Origin of the sequence: Ensifer sp., assembly GCF_031989085.1 — a bacterium.
Classification (GTDB): Bacteria; Pseudomonadota; Alphaproteobacteria; order Rhizobiales; family Rhizobiaceae; genus Ensifer.
The window spans coordinates 111793-130424 of sequence record NZ_DALZXU010000002.1; the positions used below are offsets into that span (position 1 = coordinate 111793).

The 18632-nt window shown below is 59.5% G+C and carries 13 protein-coding genes; 3 read left to right on the forward strand and 10 right to left on the reverse strand.

What is annotated here, in order from left to right:
• Nucleotides 1–41: 41 nt before the first annotated feature.
• Together ugpB and RTP54_RS13490 are read right to left on the reverse strand one after the other, a co-directional pair.
• Nucleotides 42–1349 carry a sn-glycerol-3-phosphate ABC transporter substrate-binding protein UgpB gene (gene ugpB / locus RTP54_RS13485; RefSeq protein WP_409517129.1) on the reverse strand — a complete coding sequence of 436 codons (1308 nt, stop codon included), beginning with the start codon at nt 1347–1349 and terminating at the stop codon, nt 42–44.
• Between the two features lie 592 nt (nt 1350–1941).
• Nucleotides 1942–2130, reverse strand: coding sequence for a hypothetical protein (locus RTP54_RS13490; protein WP_112811636.1), 189 nt, complete (start codon nt 2128–2130; stop codon nt 1942–1944).
• A gap of 893 nt (nt 2131–3023) precedes the next feature.
• Here RTP54_RS13490 and RTP54_RS13495 point away from each other — a divergent pair.
• Together RTP54_RS13495 and RTP54_RS13500 are read left to right on the forward strand one after the other, a co-directional pair.
• Nucleotides 3024–4772 carry a type I secretion system permease/ATPase gene (locus RTP54_RS13495; protein WP_312363403.1) on the forward strand — a complete coding sequence of 583 codons (1749 nt, stop codon included), beginning with the start codon at nt 3024–3026 and terminating at the stop codon, nt 4770–4772.
• Nucleotides 4762–6063, forward strand: coding sequence for an HlyD family type I secretion periplasmic adaptor subunit (locus RTP54_RS13500; RefSeq protein WP_312363405.1), 1302 nt, complete (start codon nt 4762–4764; stop codon nt 6061–6063). Before RTP54_RS13495 ends, RTP54_RS13500 begins: the two co-directional genes overlap by 11 nt.
• 818 nt (nt 6064–6881) lie before the next feature.
• Here RTP54_RS13500 and RTP54_RS13505 read toward each other — a convergent pair.
• On the reverse strand, nt 6882–8819 hold the full coding sequence (locus RTP54_RS13505; RefSeq protein ID WP_312363407.1) for a M10 family metallopeptidase: 1938 nt from the start codon (nt 8817–8819) through the stop codon (nt 6882–6884).
• A 298-nt stretch (nt 8820–9117) separates the two neighbouring features.
• A complete protein-coding gene (locus tag RTP54_RS13510) occupies nt 9118–9360 on the reverse strand; it encodes a hypothetical protein (protein ID WP_312363409.1) in 243 nt (80 codons plus the stop codon).
• A 274-nt stretch (nt 9361–9634) separates the two neighbouring features.
• On the opposite strand from RTP54_RS13510, the gene RTP54_RS13515 reads away from it, so the two are divergent.
• The gene (locus RTP54_RS13515) at nt 9635–11089 is read left to right on the forward strand and encodes a TrkH family potassium uptake protein (RefSeq protein WP_312363411.1); all 1455 of its coding nucleotides are present in this window, start codon (nt 9635–9637) and stop codon (nt 11087–11089) included.
• Nucleotides 11090–11114: 25 nt separating this feature from the next.
• On the opposite strand, the gene RTP54_RS13520 is transcribed toward RTP54_RS13515, so the two are convergent.
• The 6 genes from RTP54_RS13520 to RTP54_RS13545 form a co-directional block, all read right to left on the reverse strand.
• A complete protein-coding gene (locus RTP54_RS13520) occupies nt 11115–13472 on the reverse strand; it encodes a polysaccharide biosynthesis tyrosine autokinase (protein WP_312363413.1) in 2358 nt (785 codons plus the stop codon).
• Nucleotides 13473–13541: 69 nt separating this feature from the next.
• Nucleotides 13542–14447 carry a UTP--glucose-1-phosphate uridylyltransferase gene (locus RTP54_RS13525; RefSeq protein WP_112811632.1) on the reverse strand — a complete coding sequence of 302 codons (906 nt, stop codon included), beginning with the start codon at nt 14445–14447 and terminating at the stop codon, nt 13542–13544.
• 4 nt (nt 14448–14451) lie between these two features.
• On the reverse strand, nt 14452–15468 hold the full coding sequence (locus tag RTP54_RS13530) for a glycosyltransferase family 2 protein (protein WP_312363414.1): 1017 nt from the start codon (nt 15466–15468) through the stop codon (nt 14452–14454).
• A complete protein-coding gene (locus RTP54_RS13535; protein ID WP_312363416.1) occupies nt 15465–16412 on the reverse strand; it encodes a glycosyltransferase family 2 protein in 948 nt (315 codons plus the stop codon). Before RTP54_RS13535 ends, RTP54_RS13530 begins: the two co-directional genes overlap by 4 nt.
• Nucleotides 16409–17407, reverse strand: a complete 999-nt coding sequence (locus RTP54_RS13540) for a glycosyltransferase family 2 protein (RefSeq protein ID WP_112833422.1) — start codon at nt 17405–17407, stop codon at nt 16409–16411. The genes RTP54_RS13535 and RTP54_RS13540 overlap by 4 nt, the downstream gene beginning before the upstream one ends.
• Nucleotides 17407–18606 carry a glycosyl transferase family 1 gene (locus RTP54_RS13545; protein WP_312363418.1) on the reverse strand — a complete coding sequence of 400 codons (1200 nt, stop codon included), beginning with the start codon at nt 18604–18606 and terminating at the stop codon, nt 17407–17409. The genes RTP54_RS13540 and RTP54_RS13545 overlap by 1 nt, the downstream gene beginning before the upstream one ends.
• Nucleotides 18607–18632: the final 26 nt, after the last annotated feature.

Consider the following 18632-nt stretch of genomic DNA (forward strand, 5'->3'; position numbering starts at 1 on the left):
CCTGCCCCGGTTCGCGCCGAGACAGGCCCGCTCATGCTACGTTAGTTGCCGACGGCCGCCGCGATTGCGGCGTTTGCCTTCTTGACGCCTTCGGAAAGGGCCGTCTGGGCATCTTTCTGGCCGGCGAGCATTGCCTCGAATTCTTCGTTCAGGATGTCGCGGACCTGGGGAAGATTGACGAGCCGAACGCCCTTGGAATTTTCCGTCGGCGCCTTGCCCATCATCTGCAGGATCGGCGTTTCGCGGCCCGGATTCTTCTCATAGAAGCCCGACTTCTTGGTCTCGTCGTAGGCGGCGATCGTGACGGGCAGGTAGCCCGAGACCTGATGCAGCCGCGCCTGCGTTTCCGTCTTCGACAGGAAGTTGAAGAACTCGGCGATGCCCTTGTACTCGTCGTCGGATTTGCCGCCGAACACCCAGAGGCTGGCGCCACCCGGAATGGTGTTCTGCGGGCCGTTGCCCTCGTAATAGGGCAGCTGGCCGATGCCGTATTTGATGCCAGACTTGATGATGTCGCCGAGCCCGCCGGAGGATTCCGTCAGAATGGCGCATTCGCCCGACATGAACAGCTGCTTTGCCTCGGAGGTGCGGCCGCCATAGCGGAACGTGCCATCCTTGGCGAGGTCGGCAATCGCCTGGAAATGCTGGACGAACAGCGGCGCATCGATCTTCAGTTCGACGTCGGGGGCGGCAAGGCCGTTTTCGTGGGTGCCGTAAGGCACGTTGTTCCAGGCGGCGAAGTTCTCCGTCTGGATCCAGGTGAGCCAGGTCGAGGTGAAGCCGCACGCCGAAGCGCCGCTCGCCTTGATCTTCTTGGCGGCGTCGAACACTTCTGGCCAGGTCTTCGGCGGCTTTTCGGCGTCGAGCCCGGCCTTGGTGAAGGCGTCCTTGTTGTAATAGAGGATCGGCGACGACGAGTTGTACGGGAACGACAGCATCGTGCCGTCGGCCTTCGAATAATAGGCGACGATACCGGGCAGATACTGGTCCTTGTTGAACTCGAATCCACCCTTCTGCAGCACCTCGGCCACCGGCAGGATTGCGCCTTCTGCACCCAGCATCACACCACTGCCGGCATCGAAGACCTGCAGGATTGCGGGCGCCTGCTTGGACCGGAACGCGGCGATGCCGGCGTTCAACGTTTCCGGATAGGTGCCCTTGAACACCGGCACCACCTTGTAGGCGCTCTGGCTGTCGTTGAATTCCTTGGCGAGCTTGTCGACCACTTCGTTGTTGGCGCCGGTCATGGCGTGCCACCAGGAAAGTTCGGTGGCGGCCAACGCGTTCGAGGCAAAGCCGGCTGAGATTGCGGACGCGACCACGACGGTCCAGTTCAAATGTCTGAACATGATTCCTCCCATTTTCTAAGATGGCCAGGCCGAAAGACCCGCCTGGCGAAATCGATCCTCCTCGACCGAAGCTTGCGCAGCCTTCGCTGCGAAACTAAAAAGTAGTAGAAACGAAATGAAATGAATATGCAACGAAAATATGACAATGGAATTTGTATTCCATTGAGGCGAAAGCGCTCGCCTCGGCTTTCGCCAGTAAACGCTTCCCTGACGTTTTGTCTCGACACCTTGCGGAAACAGACAGCAAGGTGTCCGCCAAGGTCATTGCAACTCCCCCCCGAGTTCGAAGCACAGACGCCGAACTGCATCACGACTGAGTATGACGCGAGCAAGAACGCCGGGAACAAGGTCTCGAGCGTCGCCGGCCGGCCAATTCCCTTGGAACGCTCGCCGTGATCGTCGGCACAACTCGGCCCCTTTAACAGGACCGATTTCGACCTAATTGTTTCGAGCAGGAGGATTCCGCGATGTCAGGAGAATGGCCCATGTTCATCCTGCAATGCGTGGTCGTGATCGGTCTGGTCGGCGCCCTGTTCATCAGAGCGGACTAAGCCTTGCCGAAATAGCCGGTAGATCGCGAGCGAGCCGCTGGTCAGCCTCGCCACTTCGGCGTGCGCTGTGCGTTGTGGAGCAATTCGCGGGCCGTCGCGAAGTGACCAAAAAGGTGCCTCAGTCGCTTTTCCTCTTCGTAGCAGAGACGGTGACGTTTGCAGAAGTCGCTCACGGACCAGACCTTGGTCGTTGCCTCAACCGCGAGTTTCTCGGTTTCAACGCGCTCCATGTTCGCCTCCCAACAAGCTGCCTCTGCTCACTCTACTAAAGTCTAATGTAGTGGGGAATAAACTAAGACATAGCCACTTTGGGCTATTCGGCGGTCTGAGCCACTCCGCTCAGGAGTGCGCCTCTCGAACGTGACACCATCGTCCGCCAAAGCGACATCACTTTGGAGATCTATACGAGCGGCTGAAGCAGCAGAGCGAATATGCGAATGCGCTCGCCCATACTCGGCAGGGGCACGTCGATGTACAATCATGCGGTGTCATGGTTTGGTACGCGCGCACCGCAAAGCAGCCGCGTTCGGCTGGGCGCTTCAAACGCCCGCGGTCAGAAAAATGCGGCGGCGAAAATCTCTGCCGCAGCCGGGCCTGATCTCGACGGCTCCTAGCGCCGTGCCGCTCGGCTCGTCGCGGGCTCAAGCCCTTTGCCGCGATAGGCGACGGGGATGTCCAACGTCTCATGCGCGGTTGCCAGCGCCTCGAGCCAGGTTGCGAGTTCTGCAGGTACCAGACTATCTAGCCATAAGTGACTGCCAATTGCTCAAATCGGTCATGGTGTTCCCGAAGCCAAGGGCCCGGAGTGTTCTTCAACGTTGTCCTCATCGTGTGTGTTAGCTGCGTGATGCATGGGGTGGGATAGGGGCTCAGTTGAAAGCTCCGCACGCGACTCTCGCTAGCAACGCGGTCATTCGTGCACCAATTATGAATCCGACACGTTGCGCACAACTTAAAACTGTTTTATCGAGCCCGGAGGGCAGGAGTATTCATGTTGGTCGATTTGGATAGAATCCAACTGCTACCTTAAGGCGCAATCGCATGACCCGTTGAATCGGACACAAGCGGTTGTCGAACATCGTAAGAAACGAACGGCGGCGCCGTCTGTAAATGGGTTCGAAGGATGAAGGCTGAGGGCCCAATAAAATTGTTCCGCAACTGTCGGTCGGCCTTCGTCTCTATTGGCGTTGCCAGTGCGCTGATCAGTATTCTTTATCTCACCGGCTCGTTCTACATGCTGGAGGTGTACGATCGAGTGTTGCCCAGTCGCGATATACCATCGCTCCTGGCCATCAGCCTACTGGCGGCGCTTCTTTATGGATTCCAATGCGCATTCGAGATTGTTCGCGGTCGCGTTCTCGTTCGCATCGCTGCAATTCTTGATGAGGGCTTGGCGAATTCGGTGTTCTGTGCACTCACAGTGGCACCGTTGCGCATGAAAACAAGCGGTGACGGCCTGCAAGCATTGAGAGACTTTGATCAAGTGAAGTCGTTTCTGTCGAGTTCAGGGCCAGCCGTGCTATTTGATCTGCCATGGCTACCGATTTACGTCGCAGTCTGCTTCTTCTTTCATCCGGCGATTGGCGTGACGGCGATCGTTGGGGCGGCCATACTCTTGCTGCTCACGTTCCTGACACATAGGGGAAGCCAGAGGGCCATCGCCAGGGCATCCGAGGCGATCAATCAGAGAAATGCATTCGCCAAGATGGCGCAGCGTAACGCGGAAGCAACCCAGTCGATGGGGATGTTGTCTGCGCTGGTGTCTCGCTGGGAACATATCACCAGCGAAGCGCGTGAGTTTAACACACATGGCGCCGATGTTGCGAATAGGTTTGGGGCGATATCCAAAATGCTACGTATGGCTATTCAGTCGGGGGTGCTTGCTGTAGGGGCAGTACTGGTAATCGACGGAAAAGCCACAGCCGGAATCATCATTGCCGGTTCTATCTTGTGTGCCCGGGCGCTTGCGCCTGTAGAGTTGGCAATCGGCAATTGGCGCAACTTCGTTTCAGCCAGGCAAAGTTGGGCGCGCCTCAATGAGTTCCTTAGCGCTCATCCAGTACAAAGCAGGCCAATGATTCTTTCTGGCCCCTCCAATAGCCTTAGCGTTGAGGGATTGAGCAGCGGACCTCCATCGGTGGGTCGCCTCGTCGTTCAGGACGTCAGCTTTTCGATTCAATCCGGCAGCGCCTTGGGCGTAATCGGACCGAGCGGATCCGGCAAGTCGTCGCTTGCTCGAGCGGTACTTGGTCTATGGCCCTCTTATCGAGGAGTTGTGCGCCTTGATGGGGCGGCTCTCGACCAATGGGACCCGAACGAACTCGGTAAGCACATTGGCTATCTCCCGCAAAGTGTAGAGCTATTTGATGGTACGGTGGCACAGAACATCAGCCGGTTCTCGGAAACTGCGTCGCCTGAAGCGATAGTGTGTGCCGCCCAGGCGGCTGGCGTCCACGATCTTATTCTGCGGCTGCCCAATGGTTATGGCACCGACGTCGGTGTGGAAGGGGTCAGTTTATCTGCGGGGCAACGACAGCGGATAGCCTTGGCTCGGGCATTGTTCGGCGATCCCTTCCTTGTCGTGCTAGATGAGCCGAACTCCAACCTTGACGCCGAGGGGGATATTGCCTTGAGTGAGGCGATTGCCTGCGTTCGCAGACGTGGCGGGATTGTGGTCGTTATCGCCCATCGCCCATCGACGCTCGAAAACGTCGATCTTGTCATGATGATGGGCGACGGGCGCGTGCAGGCGTTGGGCCCCAAAGACCGAGTCCTAGCCACGGTTTTGCGTCAAGGACGGCCCAAACATTCTGAACGGGCCGGCGCACTTAAGATTGTCGGCGACGAGGGGAGCGCCCCTCATGGTCAATGACGCGCCTTCAATTGGCTCCGCAATGAGGGCGCTCCAGTTTCATAGCGTTGCCATCTATGGCTTGGCATTGGCTCTGGTTGGAGGCGTCGCCGGCTGGGCATACACAACCGAACTGTCGAACGCTGTAGTTGCGTCTGGTCTGGTCGCGGTGGAAGGAAGCACGAAGTCGGTACAGCATCTTTCTGGAGGTATAATCAAGGAGATTTTGGTTTCCGAAGGTCAAGAGGTCAGAGCCACACAGGTTCTCCTTCGCTTGGACGACACCGTGACAAGATCGACTTTCGAAGTTACCGAGAATTCGCTTGCTCATTTGTACGCTCGGCGCGTGCGGCTTTCAGCTGAAAGTTCCGGCGAAACCGTCTTAAAGTTTGATAGCTTACTCGACCGCATAGGTTCGCAAGAGATCGTCAAAAATGAACGTCAGCTTTTCGTCCGGCGAATGGCGAGTTTGCGCGGCATGAAGGAACAATTGGGGGCGCGCAAAGCCCAACTTTCCGATGAAAGCGAGGGCCTCACTGTTCAGTTGCGTGCGATTGACGACGCGTTGGCTTTGATCGCCGACGAATTGGTCGGTGTCGAGGCACTTTATCGGGGTGGATTAACGCCGATTCAGCGCGTGACAGCTTTGAAACGACAGCGCGCCGATCTCGAGGGCGACCGTGGCCAGAAACTCGCAGCTCGGGCGCAAGTACGCGGAAAATCGGACGAGATCGATCTTCAGATCTTACAACTTGACGAAGACCGGAGGCTCGAAGTGTCCAAGGAGCTGTCGGAGATCGAGATCAAGATCGTGGAGTTGGAAGAGCGACGCACCGCGATAATGGATCAATTGCTGCGTCTTGACATAGTGTCACCTGTTGCCGGTCGAGTACATCAACTGGGCGTGCACACTGTGAACGGAGTGATTAATGCGGGCGAGACGCTGATGAAGATCGTTCCGCGCGCTGGCCATCTTGAGCTGGAAGTGAAACTCGCGCCGAAGGACATAGACCAAGTACAGGTTGGCCAATTGGTTGACATACGTTTCACGGCATTTAACCAGCGCACTACGCCGGAGGTGACTGGGCATATTAGAACGGTCGCGCCTGACTTGGTCACCGACAGGACTACAGGCATCAGTTACTATCCCGTTAAAGTAACGCTCCAAGACTCTGTTGCGCAGTCTGATCAGTTGGCCCTATCTCCTGGAATGCCTGCAGAGGTTTTCATTAAGGTTTCGAACAGGACGGTTCTTTCGTATCTGACCAAACCATTCGCAGATCAGCTTCAAAGGACTTTTCGCGGGGAATAGCGTCCAGTAGCGGAATGAAGGAGCGTATGCTTGCCCCTCCCGCCTAAGATATGCCCGTGCAATGTTAAACACGCCGGCCGCGTCGAGGAGCTCGGCTTTCATGAGGCTAAAGCGCGCCTTTTAACTCTCGCTGCTTAAAAATCGAAACGCCAAATTGGCTGCATGCCCTGATAGAGAAGATGCTGTCCATATTGCAGAGCGCTTTTGAGATAGTATCGACGCTGTATGCAGCGACTTCTCGCAGGCGCGTATTGCGAATAGGGCTGCAGCAATAGAGCCCGCGTCCCTTGACGAGATGTTCGGCCCGTTCGCTTCTGTGGAAGCTAACATTGTCAAGAACGACGGCATCGCCGAGTGAAGGGGCCAAACGGCATTGGGTTTGGATCCCGTTCTCGAGTTACACTGGTGTATAGGTTCGTTAACCATCCTAGGTACGACGGATCTCATGCGACCTAATCCCTGCGACGAAGTTTTCCACGAGCCGAAGACGCACCGTCTTCTGTCACAGTACCACTTCTGTGACCATCCTGAGCGTTTCCTCGGCTTGATATTGGCGTGTGATCGTTAAACATCAGCAGTGGTTGATAGAGAAAACGCCCACGCCGCATGATCCAAAGCTCACTGGCTTTCGCGATAACTGGTTATCGCTGTTTTCACATCGCGGGCATTTCTTGTTGCCCAGTCCCAGCCCGTGGCGAAGGCGTCCGAGATTGGAGCGGTGTACGCCGCGGCCGCGGCAGGCCATTTCCACGCCCGGTTCATCCAACATCGAGCGCTGATTTGACATCCAGGTTGCCCCTCTCTGTCCGCTCGGTGACTTACCCTAACATTCCATCGTTATAGTAATTTCGACCTTCATAAACACCGTAGGCCAAATAGTGATCGAGAGGATTCATACCTGCCGCAGCGACATCAGGGTTACGTTGAAGATATTCGGAGGTGTCAAAGTTTTTCGAGGGGTCGCGTCCCTCTTTCCAGCCATAGGTATGGTAATGATCGAGCGGATTCATGCCCGCCGCAGCCACGTCGCGATAGGTAGCCAGATATTCTGATGTGTCGAAGAAGGCATTTGGGTCGCGTCCCTCGCGCCACCCGAATTCGGCGAAATGTTGCTCGGCATCGAGACCACTTCTCGCTACGTCGACATTACTCTTGAAATAGAACATGTCGTCAACGAGCGCGGTTCCGCTGTCGATCTGGCGCCCTTCGTAGACACCATAGGTCAGGTAATGTTCAAGCGGGTTCATCCCGGCTGCGCTAACATCCGGATTCAAACGTAAATAGTCGGCGGTATCAAATAGGCGCGAAGGGTCACGCCCTTCCTTCCATCCCTGCTGAAGGTAGTGGTCCAGTGGGTTCACACCAGCGGCCGCAACATCCGCATACGTTTCGAGATACTCTGACGTATCGAAAAAGCCGTTTGGGTCGCGGCCCTCCTTCCAACCGTACGAAGAGAAGTGTTGCTCGGCTTCCATGTTCGCGTGGAATACGTCGGGTTGATGGCTGTAATAAAACATGTCATCCACGAGCATATTACCGTCAGACTGGTTAATTGAGCGATCCCAGAACACGAACATGTCGACTGAAATCGTGCGATCGACAGATCCGTTGCTATTAATTGTTAGTGCGCTGTTGCTATAGGCGACATGGGTTCCCAAAAAATTGAAATTGAAATACGCCCCATCCCATCCCGCTCCACCGTTCAGCGTGTTCGAACCTTCCCCAGCTGCAAACCAGTCATTTCCCAGTCCCCCAATTAGGACGTTGTCCATACTATTGCCCAGAAGTGTATCGTCACCGGAGCCGCCAGTCGCGTTTTCGATGAGCGACCGCGTATCGGCTTCGAACAGGAGGGCATTCGCGATATTGCCGCCTGCTACTCGGGAACCATCGATATCGAGCTTCGGCATTTGGGAGGTGGATGTAGTCGTCCACTGCCCTGGCCACAAATCGATTCTCACCGCAGTCGTGTAGCTCGAGAAATCGTATGTGTCTGTTCCGCCGCCGTCCCAGACGGTCATAAGTATCCGGTTATCGCCAGGCGCACCTTGCCCGACGCCGTTTATGAACATCTCGCCGGTCGTTGCACTCCAAGTGTAAACCGAATTGCCGTTTTGGGTGTTATAGTTGGCGCCGTACAAATGCTGCAAAGCTGCGATGTCGTACATCATCAGTGATTGCGCATAACCCCACGTCTCGTTTGTGTAGCCAGCGTAAGGAGAAGCGCCTTCATATGAGCTGTAGCTCATCACTGTGTATTGCATGTGGTCACGATAGGTTGGCACCGTTAGGCCCTCGTGAGCGTGGTCGAGGCCAAGGGAATGGCCAAGCTCGTGCAAGAACGTGACGTAGGCATAATTGCCCTTTGCTGGAGCCGCGAAATCGCCGTCCTTGGTGCCAAACCAAGCGTCTCCGCCTTCAGCCGAGTCCGCTGGAAAATAGGCCAAAGCGGTCTCTGGGAGGCTGGATTGGGCAAGCCGAAGTTGAGCGTGATCGGTCGAGGTCTCCGCGATTTCTTTAAAAGTCAAATTCGTGACTGCCGAGAACTGCCCAAATGCTTCGCGTGCGGCGGCTATCTGTCCCGGATTCAGTGCGGCAAATCCATTCGACGGCTCGCCATCCCCGTACAGCCCTTCGTAGAAGAAAGCGCTTGTTGGAAAGCTGAAGGTGAGGTTCAGTGCCGCCCACTTCTCGTTGCCCAGAATACCATTTATGTGTGCGTCGTTGGTCAAGGTGATCGGGGCAGTAGCGGGCATGTTTCCCTCTTTGCTAAGCCTAGTTGGTGCGCGAGATTCTTTGATATTACCGTGTGCATATGCGCGTGCACAACCTAAAATTATCAAGTGTATTTTATGGCACTGGAAACCGTCGTCTTGTCAGTGCGAAGGGCGATAGGCCCCCGCGTAGAAAATGAGGTAGGTCCTGCTCAGCCTGGCTCATGAGCAGCAATGGCCGCCTATCTTCGTTATCGTCTGCTGGTGCAATGACAATGGGACCACGGTGAGTGCAGCGCTGGTTTCTTTTTTGCGATCGTTACGGGACTTGCCGTAGCTGTCAGCGTCGCGCAACCCGGCTCGTCGCCGGCTCAAGCCCTTTGCCGCGATAGGCGACGGGGATGCCCAACGTCTCATGCGCGGTTGCCAGCGCCTCGAGCCAGGTGGCGAGTTCCGCAGGCACCTTCTCGTCACCCGTCTCCATAGCATCGATCCACGCCAGGTTGCAATGAAGCGCGCTTGCAAGGTTGATCGGTGTCCAGCGAAGGGCAAGCAGGCATTGGGTAAATCGTGCGGGGGTCATATTATGGCTCAATGAAAAAGGTGTGTTTGTTCAATGAGGCTTTACACGTGGAAATGAGTCAAGGTGATGACGTGTCGCACCACGATCGCGTGATCGGAGAATTGGTCCACCGCCATGATCGGAACCGCGCGTAACATGGCCGTAATCCGTGTGGAAGGGTGGCGGAACTTGCCTTTGTCTGCCCTGCCCGGTAATGCCGATGATGATGGCAGGCGATCGCGACTCGCGCAGTGCGGGCGGACACGAGGACAGCCAAGACCGGGGCGATTGACCGTTGAACGCGACCACCTACCAGTCCGCCATCAACATTGCCGCAAAGGTCGGCCTCTACCTCTCGCTGACGATGTTCATCCCCGCGCTGGTCGATCTTTACTACGGCCATCCCGACTGGATGGTGTTTGCACTCTCTGCCTGTCTGATGGGCGGCCTTTCGCTGGTGACGGTTGCAGCGACGCAAGGCGGGCCGCCACCGTTCAACCGCAAGATGGGCTTCCTGCTCGTCAATCTTCTGTGGATCGTCGTCTCCCTCGTCGGTGCCGTCCCGTTCTGGCTCTCCTCCGTCAATCTCGATTTTTCGGAGGCTTTGTTCGAATCGGTGTCGGGCATCACGACAACGGGTTCGACCGTGATTGCCGGCCTCGACAACGCACCGCCCGGCATCCTCGTCTGGCGCTCGCTGCTGCACTGGCTCGGCGGCATCGGGATCGTGGCGCTCGGCCTGTTCGTCATGCCTTATCTCAGGGTCGGCGGGCTTTCGTTCTTTAAGATGGAATCGTCCGATACCACCGAGAAGCCATTCGCCCGCATCGTGACCTACACACGGGCCTTCGTGCTGATCTACATCGTGCTGACGATTACCTGCGCTTTCATCTACGGCGCCCTCGGCATGAACCGGTTCGATGCAATCAACCACGCGATGTCGACGATCGCGACAGGCGGTTTTTCGACCCATGATTCGTCGCTCGGCTACTACAACAGCCTACCGATCCTGTGGGTGGCGACCTTCTTCATGACGGTGAGCAGCCTGCCGTTTTCGGTGCTCATCCTTTTCATCGTCCGGGGGCGGCTCGATACGCTCAAGGACCCGCAGATCATGGTGTTCCTGTCCTACCTCACCGTGCTTGCGATCGCTGCCAGCCTGTATCAACGACTGGAGAACGGCGTCCCCTTCCACGAGGCGCTGGCGCACGGCTTCTTCACCGTCACGTCGATCCTGTCGACGACGGGATTTGCCAGTGACGACTACATGCTGTGGGGCGAGTTCGTCGTTGCGCTCGCCTTTGCCGCCACCTTCATGGGCGGTTGCTCCGGCTCGACCGCCGGCGGCATGAAGGCCTATCGTTTCATCATCATCTTCAATTCCATACGCGCCGGGCTCTACAAGCTGATCTATCCGAGCGGCATCCACACGGTTCGCTACGGCAAGGCGCTGGTCGACAGCGACGTGCAGCGCGCGGTGTTCCTGTTTTTCACCGCCTATATGATGATCTGGGCCTTCGGCAGCATGGCCATGGGTGCCTTCGGTTATGATTTCCTGACGTCCATGTCGTCGATTGCGACCGCGCTTTCAAACGTCGGCGCCGGGCTCGGCCCGATCATCGGGCCGGCCGGCAACTTCTCGACCTTGAACGATCCGGCGCTCTATTTGCTGTCGCTGATGATGCTGCTCGGCCGACTCGAGATCTTGACCGTTCTGGTGGTCCTGACGCCGCTGTTTTGGAAGGAATGACGCTGAGCGCAAGCACCCCTGCCGGTCAGACCGGTTCTACCTCTCGGCGCGTGGCGGCGTTGTCGACGTAATATTTCTCGAAGCGGTGGCGATAGTGTTCTGCGGCGCCGTAGTCGCTATATTTCGCCAGTTCCCGCATGTCGGTCTTGTTGAGGATCACGCCCAGGATCTTGGCATTGATCTGTGGTTCGGCGTGGAGCAGGTCGCGCACGAGCCGCGACGGCGTCCGCCCCCACTCGGCAACGAACAGGAAGCCGTCGGCGAGCGGCGAAAACGCCTTGGCGTCGACGACGGGTGCGAGGGCCGCCAGATCGACGATGACATAATCAAACGACTTGCGGGCGTTCTCGATGAGCTCCGCCATGGCCGGCGAGGCAAGCAGATCGTGGCTGTCGTGCGGGTAATGGCTGGTGGCGTCACCACCAACGGGAAAGATCGCAAGCTTCGTCTGGTGGTCGATCTTGATGCCCGCCGGCCAGGACGTCTCTCCCGTCAGCGCTTCGACGAGGCCGGACTTCGGCGCCGGGTTGATCATCTTGCTGAGACCGGGCTTGCGGATATCGGCGTCGATCAGCAACGTCCGCTTGCCGCTGGCGGCGAGAAGTGCGGCGAAATTGGCCGCGACGATCGATTTGCCTTCGTCTGGAACCGCCGAGACGATGCCGACCACCCGGCAGGCATTGCCATGCAGCATCTGGTCGCAGGCGAGCTTGGCGTTGCGGAAGGTTTCCGTAAACGACGAGCGCGGCGCGTCGAGCACGATGCGGCTGACGCGCTCGAAAGGCACCGGCTCCGGTGCCGGTTGCGGCGGCCCCTTGTCCTTCACCAGTCGTGCGCGCATCTGGTCGGTCGTCGTCAGCGGACGCGGGCCGATCAACGGAACGTAGCCGAGCGAGCGGTGCCCAAGCAGTGAGCGGACATCGCCCTCGAGCCGGAACGTCCGCTCGCGGAATTCCTGGAATGCGGCAAACGCTCCGCCGGCCATCATGCCGAGTACGGCCGAAAGCGCGAGGATCATCGTCTTCTTCGGACTAGAGGGCGAAACCGGCACGCCGGCCTCGGAAATCACCCGCGCCTTGGCGATCGGGAAGGAGCGCTGCTGCGCTGCCTGCTCGTAGCGGCCAAGATAGGATTCGTAGAGTGTCTTCAGCGCGGCCGCCTTCTGTTCGAGCTCGCGCAGGTGCACGAGTGAACGGTTTGCGTCGGAGTTCCGGCCCGCGGTGCCTTCGATGTTTTCGCGCAACGAGGATTCGCGCGATTTCGCGACCTCGTATTCGTTGCGATAGCTCGACGTCAGCTGCTGCAGTTCCTGGTAGATCTGGCGGCCGATATCGTCCTTCTCGGTCCTGAGCGACACGGCCTGCGGGTGGTCGGCGCCAAAATTCTGGGTGACGTCCTTTTCGCGCTTTCCGACCGCGAGATAGCGGGTGCGGAGATCGCGGATAACCGAGTTGTCGCCGTCCTTGGAAGAGATCGTGGCGTTATCGACGGCTTTTTCCTGGCCCTGCTCGACGATTGCCTGAAACTGCTTGTAACGGGCGGATGCGGTGGCGGTATCGGCCTGGGCGATGATCAACTGGCTGTTGAGGTCGGCGAGCTGCTGCTCCGACATCAGTTCGCCGCGCGCGGAGGTCAGGCCGTTGTCGGTGCGATATTTCTCGACTTCGAGCGAAGCGACTTGCGCGCGCTGCCTGAGGTCATCAAGGCGTTCCTGCAGCCAGACGGATGCCCGCTCAGTCGCTTCGAAATTGGCGTTCAGTTGGTCGGTCAGGTAGGCGTCGGCATAGGCACGCACCACCTGTGCGGCCAGCTGCGGATCGCTGGAGCGATAGGAAAGGGCGACGACCGAGCTTCGCGATACGCGCTCGACGGCAAGGCCCTGCTGAATGAGGGCTGCGGCCTTTTGTCGGCGACCGCTGCGCGCGGCTTCCTCCGACACCGAAGGGCCTCCGGAAAAGAGGCCGGTGACCGACTTCATCCAATCCTTGACGACGCCGAACGGCGAGCGCGGCGGATTGAGGATCGTGTCATTGTCGGCAAGGTTGATCTTGTCGACGACGCGCAGAGCCAATTCGCCTGATTTGAGGATCTCGACGGCGCTGGCGATCTGGGTATCGAGCAACTGGCTGTTCTGCGGCGAAGCCTCTTCCTCGGCGTATTTGGAGAGGTTCTCGTCGAGCAGGATCTGCGTCATCGACGTGTAGTTCGGCGTGGCGAAAAGCAGGTAGATCCCGCCGAGCGCGATGAACAGGGCAACGAAAAGACCGACGCTCCTGGCCCGGCGAACCACGATCGAAAAAAGCCGGTCGAGGTCGATGAAGCCATCGGGCTCTTCGGCTTGTCGGGGCAAGACGCTGCTGAACGGTAGACTTCTTTGTTTCATTGGGTCGCTCTGTCCGTTTCCATACAGTCGATCGGCCGGCGCCCCTGGTCGAGGGCGCCGGAACCGGGCTTATGCCGCGCGGATGCGGCCTTCATGAGACAAAACCATGTCCTTGACGGACACATAGACCTGGTCACCGATATCCTGGCGGGCAAGGGCGAAGGCGACATTCGCCTCGATGAAGCCGTGCTTGGAGCCACAATCGAAGGTTCGGCCATCATAGGGATGGGCGTGGAACGCCTGGTTCTTCGAGAGTTTCAGCATGCCGTCGGTCAACTGGATCTCGTTGCCGGCGCCGCGCTGCTGGCGGGCGAGAATGCCGAAAATTTCGGGCTGAAGCACATAGCGGCCGTTGAGGTAGAAATTCGACGGCGCTTCGCCGGATTTGGGCTTTTCGACCATTTCGGTGACCGCGAAACCATGCGGAACGCTCGCGCCCTTGCCGACGATGCCATATTTCGAGGCGTCCTCGGGCGCACATTGCTCGACGCCGACGACGTTGCCGCCGGTTTGACGGTAGAGATCGATCAGGCCTGCCATGCAGCCGCGCGCGCCGTAGGAGAGCATGTCGGGCAGGAGCAGCGCGAAAGGCTCGTCGCCGATCACGTCGCGCGCGCACCAGACGGCATGGCCGAGGCCGAGCGGCGCCTGCTGCCGGGTGAAGCTGACGGAGCCGGCCTTCGGCAGCATGCTCTCGAGCTCGGAAATCTGGGCGTTCTTTCCCGAGCGCGTCAGCGACGAAATCAGCTCGGGCGTGTCGTCGAAGTGATCTTCGATTGCCTGCTTGTTGCGACTGGTGACGAAGACGATGTGCTCGATGCCGGCCTCGCGGGCCTCATCGACGGCATATTGCACGACCGGGCGGTCGACGATCGTCAGCATTTCTTTCGGTATAGCCTTGGTCGCGGGAAGGAAACGCGTGCCGTTGCCGGCAACCGGAATGACTGCTTTTCTGACAGCTCTGATACGGTCCATTGCATTATCCTTTTCTCGTATGGGGGCTTTTGCCCGAAGTGGCACGTTCTGCCGCCACCTTCATCGTGGCGGGCTTCAAGCGCGACAGCGGCGCAACGAGGCGGCGCAGTCGCACGGCGATCGGCATCCTGAGATGCCGGAGCGCACGGGGGCTGGCGAGCGCCGTTCTGACGGCGCCGACCAGCGATCTGGATTTGATGTGTTCGACAAGCGTGAGGAAGGCGCGCGCCTCCTCAAGGCTGCGGCTGCGCTTGCGCTGCATCGCCATCGCGTCTGGCTCCAGCGCGTGAGCGCGCACGAAATCCGCATCGGCCGCGATCATCGCATCGACATGGCCAAGTTCGAGCACCCTCGAGATCGAGCCTTCGCGAATGTGGTAGCGATAGCCGGCGGAGGGGTCCACCGCACAGCGCCCGCCTTTCGCCAGCGCCGAAGCGAGCAGGATGTAGTCCTCGCCGATGCGGATATTGGGCTTGAACCGCAGCTGTTTTTCTTGGAGAAAGCGCCGCGCGAAGACCGGCTTCATGTAGCCGAAATTGTAGGTCGAGCGGAAAAGCACGTTCGAGCCGATGAACGCGGCAAGGGTAAGGGTGGACGTCTTTTCAAGCGCCGCTTCTGCAAACATGCGTTCGCGCCGGCCATCGAGGTTCAGCACCTCAAGATTGTCGACGACGATATCGGCGTTCTCGCTGCCGGCGCGGGCAATCATTCTTGCAAGCCGTCCGGGGCGGATCGTGTCGTCGGCATCGAGTACGGCAACCCAGTCGCCGCGGGCGGCATCGATGCCGGCGTTACGCGCACCCCCCGGACCGCGGTTGTCCGGTAGCCGGATCAAGCGAATGCGCGGATCGGTCATCCCCTCGACGACGGCTGCGGTGTCGTCGGGCGAGGCGTCGTCGACGACGATCACTTCAACCTCGAGGTCTTCCTGGGCGAGCGCGCTGTCGATGGCGCGCGTGATGGTGTCGGTTGCCTTGTAGGCGGCGATGACGAAGCTGACGTCCGGATCGGTTTTTGTCATGGTGCAGCGACTTCCGATGCACCGTATTGCTCAAGCTCGCGAACGCCGCAAAGACCGCTGACCACGCCCGCATGCATGATGGCACGCAGGGCGTAGCGCGAGCGCGCAACGGGGGAGACGATCAAAAGCAGGCACGCTGCCGCGCAGTAACCGGACTTTGCCGCAGCCCTGACGATCTCGACAGGCCTGCCTGCGGCCGTCGCTGCTTCTGCCAGCAGGCGACCATGGGTCTGGCCCGAGCGAAAGCGTCGCTTGGCCAGCCATTCGAAACTGGCGCGCTTTTCCGGCACGATCTCATAGACGAGCGCGTCCGGTGCATAGGCGATCTTGCCGCCATCCTTGTGCATATGGGCGAAGAACTCCGTGTCTTCGCCTCCGGTTCGCCCTAGCGCTAGGTTGAAGCGCCGGCCTTGAAGCGAAGGCCGCCTGCGATCGAGTAGCACGTTGCAGGTATAGCCCGTGACGACCTCGCCCTTGACCCAAACCGGTCGCGTCGAATGAAAATCGCCGCGCCGCATCCATGACGGCGCGTCGAGGTCGTATCCGGCGCGCACCGGCCCGAGCACCGCCTCGGCGCCAGTGGCGGTGGCGGTTTCGAGAAGCCGGACAAGCCAGTCGCGCGACACCGTCTCGTCGTCGTCGACGAAGGCAAGGTAGTCGCCCGTGGCGTTGTCGAGGCAGGCGTTGCGCGCGATCGAGATGTTGCCCGAGGGGCAATGAACGTAGTCGATCGCGAAGGGAATTTCCGGTCGCAATGTGTCGACAAGCCCAGCCGCACTCGGCTCGACGTCGTTGTCGGCGACGATAATGCGGATAGCCACGTCATCGGGCACCGCCATCGCCGCCAGAGAATGCAGGGTTTCGGCGAGCTCAGGCCGACGAAACGTGCAGACGGCGATGTCGATCCGCACCGTTCGGGCGCTTTCCAGGTTTGCCGCACTCATGGCGCGACCCGCCTGTTGCGCAGGTCGAGCAATTCGCGCCAGAAGCCGGCCGACCACGCGAAATGCATCACCATGGCCGAGATCGCCGCAAGCGGACCGTAGGGGTTCTTCTGGCCGAGCGCCATCCAGGCGCCGTAGCCAATGCAGGCGGCCGCCCAGAGAACGACCGGAACGACGGCGATCCAGTTGATGACTGCGAGAAGCGCGCCGATGGCAACAGGTGCGACTGCGAGCGGCAGAAGCTGTCTGAGGCTCGGCACGACGCGATGCTTCAGGACATTGCGTGCGCGCCCGCGGCCATAGCTGAAATATTGCCGGAACAGTGGGCCGACCTTGGCGCGGGGGTAGTAGACCATGCTGGTCCGGTCGGTCATCCAGATGCGGTACCCGGCCTTGCGGAAGCGATAGTCGAACTCGGCGTCCTCATTGTGGCTGAAGCCTTCGTCATAGCCGCCGATCGCCTGGAAGGCGTGAATGCGCATCAACGCATGATGGCCGTGATCGGCCCAATGGCTCGTTGCGCCGAGCCGATGCTTGGCGCCGCCATTCCCGAGTTTGGAGTTCTGGGCGTAAGCCGTTGCCTTTTGAAACGGTGTGAAGCCGACCGTCTCCATGGCAACGACGACGGAGTCGGCGCCGGTTGTAATCGCTTCTTCGACCAGCCGCTCGCAATAGTCATCGGGATAGGTGCCGTGTGCGTCGATGCGGATCAGAAAATCGAAGGACGAGCCATGTTCGGCGACCGCAAGGTTGATCGCCGCGCTCTGGATGCGCCTGGGATTGTCGAGCAGCAGGACATTCGGATCGTCCTTCGTCAGCCGCGCTGCGATTTCGCGGGTGCCGTCGGTGCTGCCGCCATCGGCGACCAGGATGACGGCATTGAGCACTGCCAGCGATGGCCGAAGCTTGGCGACCAGCGCCTCGATATGGTCCGCCTCGTTGAGGCAGGGAATGACGATCAGGCTGCGCGTCGTCGTCAGATTTGTCGGGTTCATCACAAACCACCTTCGTTTTGACGGGCGTGGGATAGGGGCGCTGTCGGCTCTGGGGCGCTACGGGTGATCGCCGACAGGCGCCGCACGAGGTTTTCGCAATCGTTGCGACCGAAGACCCAGGTGTCGGAATTGCAGGCCGCGACACGGCGTGACGCATCGGCGTAGCGCTCAGTGTCGATGTCGCCGAGAAGCGAAACGAGATTGTCGGGCCCGGCCTCATCGAGCAGAAGGCCGAGGCCGCGCACAGCGAGGAAACGCGCCGTCTCCGTGCCGCGCATGGCGATCGGAACCCGGCCGAAGCGGCAGCCCTCGTAGAGCCGGTTCGGAAGCAGCCAATTGGAATTCTGGCCCTCCTCGAAGAAGTCGATGGCCCAGGTGAAATCGACCTCTTCGTAGATCGCACCAAGCTCTTCCGGACTGCGATAAGGACCGTGGAAGGTCATGTGTGGCTCGTTGCGGACGAAGCCTTCGAAATCGTCGAATTCGGAGTGGGCCGGACGCCCGCGCAGAACGATCTCGAATTTGCCCTGCATGTGCCGGGAGAACGCCGCAAGCAGCTCCAGCGACTTGCGGCAGCGCAGCGCACCGAACCATCCGATCCTCCAGGGCGCGCCCGATCGTTCCATGGTGGCCGCCGCAACCGTAGCCGCGTCGCGCTCGTGAAGTTCCAGTACCTTGTTTTCGAGCAGCATGACGGGAAGATCGAGGCCGGACAGCGGACGGAAGTAGCGCTCGACGAAGGCGGGAGAGCTGGTGATCAAAAGCCGCGCATGGCGCCCGAGATAGGCTTCGCTCGCCCGCACCGCGCGCCCGGCCACATCCTGGCGCAAAAGCAGGCGGTGGATGTCGAGGCACTCGTAGACAACGGGCACGTCGCTGCCGAACAGCCCGACCGCCCTGTTGGCAATCGCGAGCATATCGAGGTTGCGGGCGAGGATCAGGTCCGGCCTTTCGACCGTGTGCAGCTTCGCCGGCAGCGTCAGGCAGGCTTTGGTGACCGCAGCCACGCGCTGGGCAAAGCGACCGTCACGTGTCGTGCCGAGTTCGATCGGGGCGATGCCTTCGACGGCCGCGAGCGCATTGGCGTCCCGGCGAAAGCCGGCGAGCGTGACGTCGGCGCCGCCGGCTTTCAGCATCAGCACCCGACGGCGCACCGCGGGGTCGGCCAGATCCTGTGCCAGATAGAGTATCTTCAGCATGAAACGTCCGTTTTTCCACTCAGCTT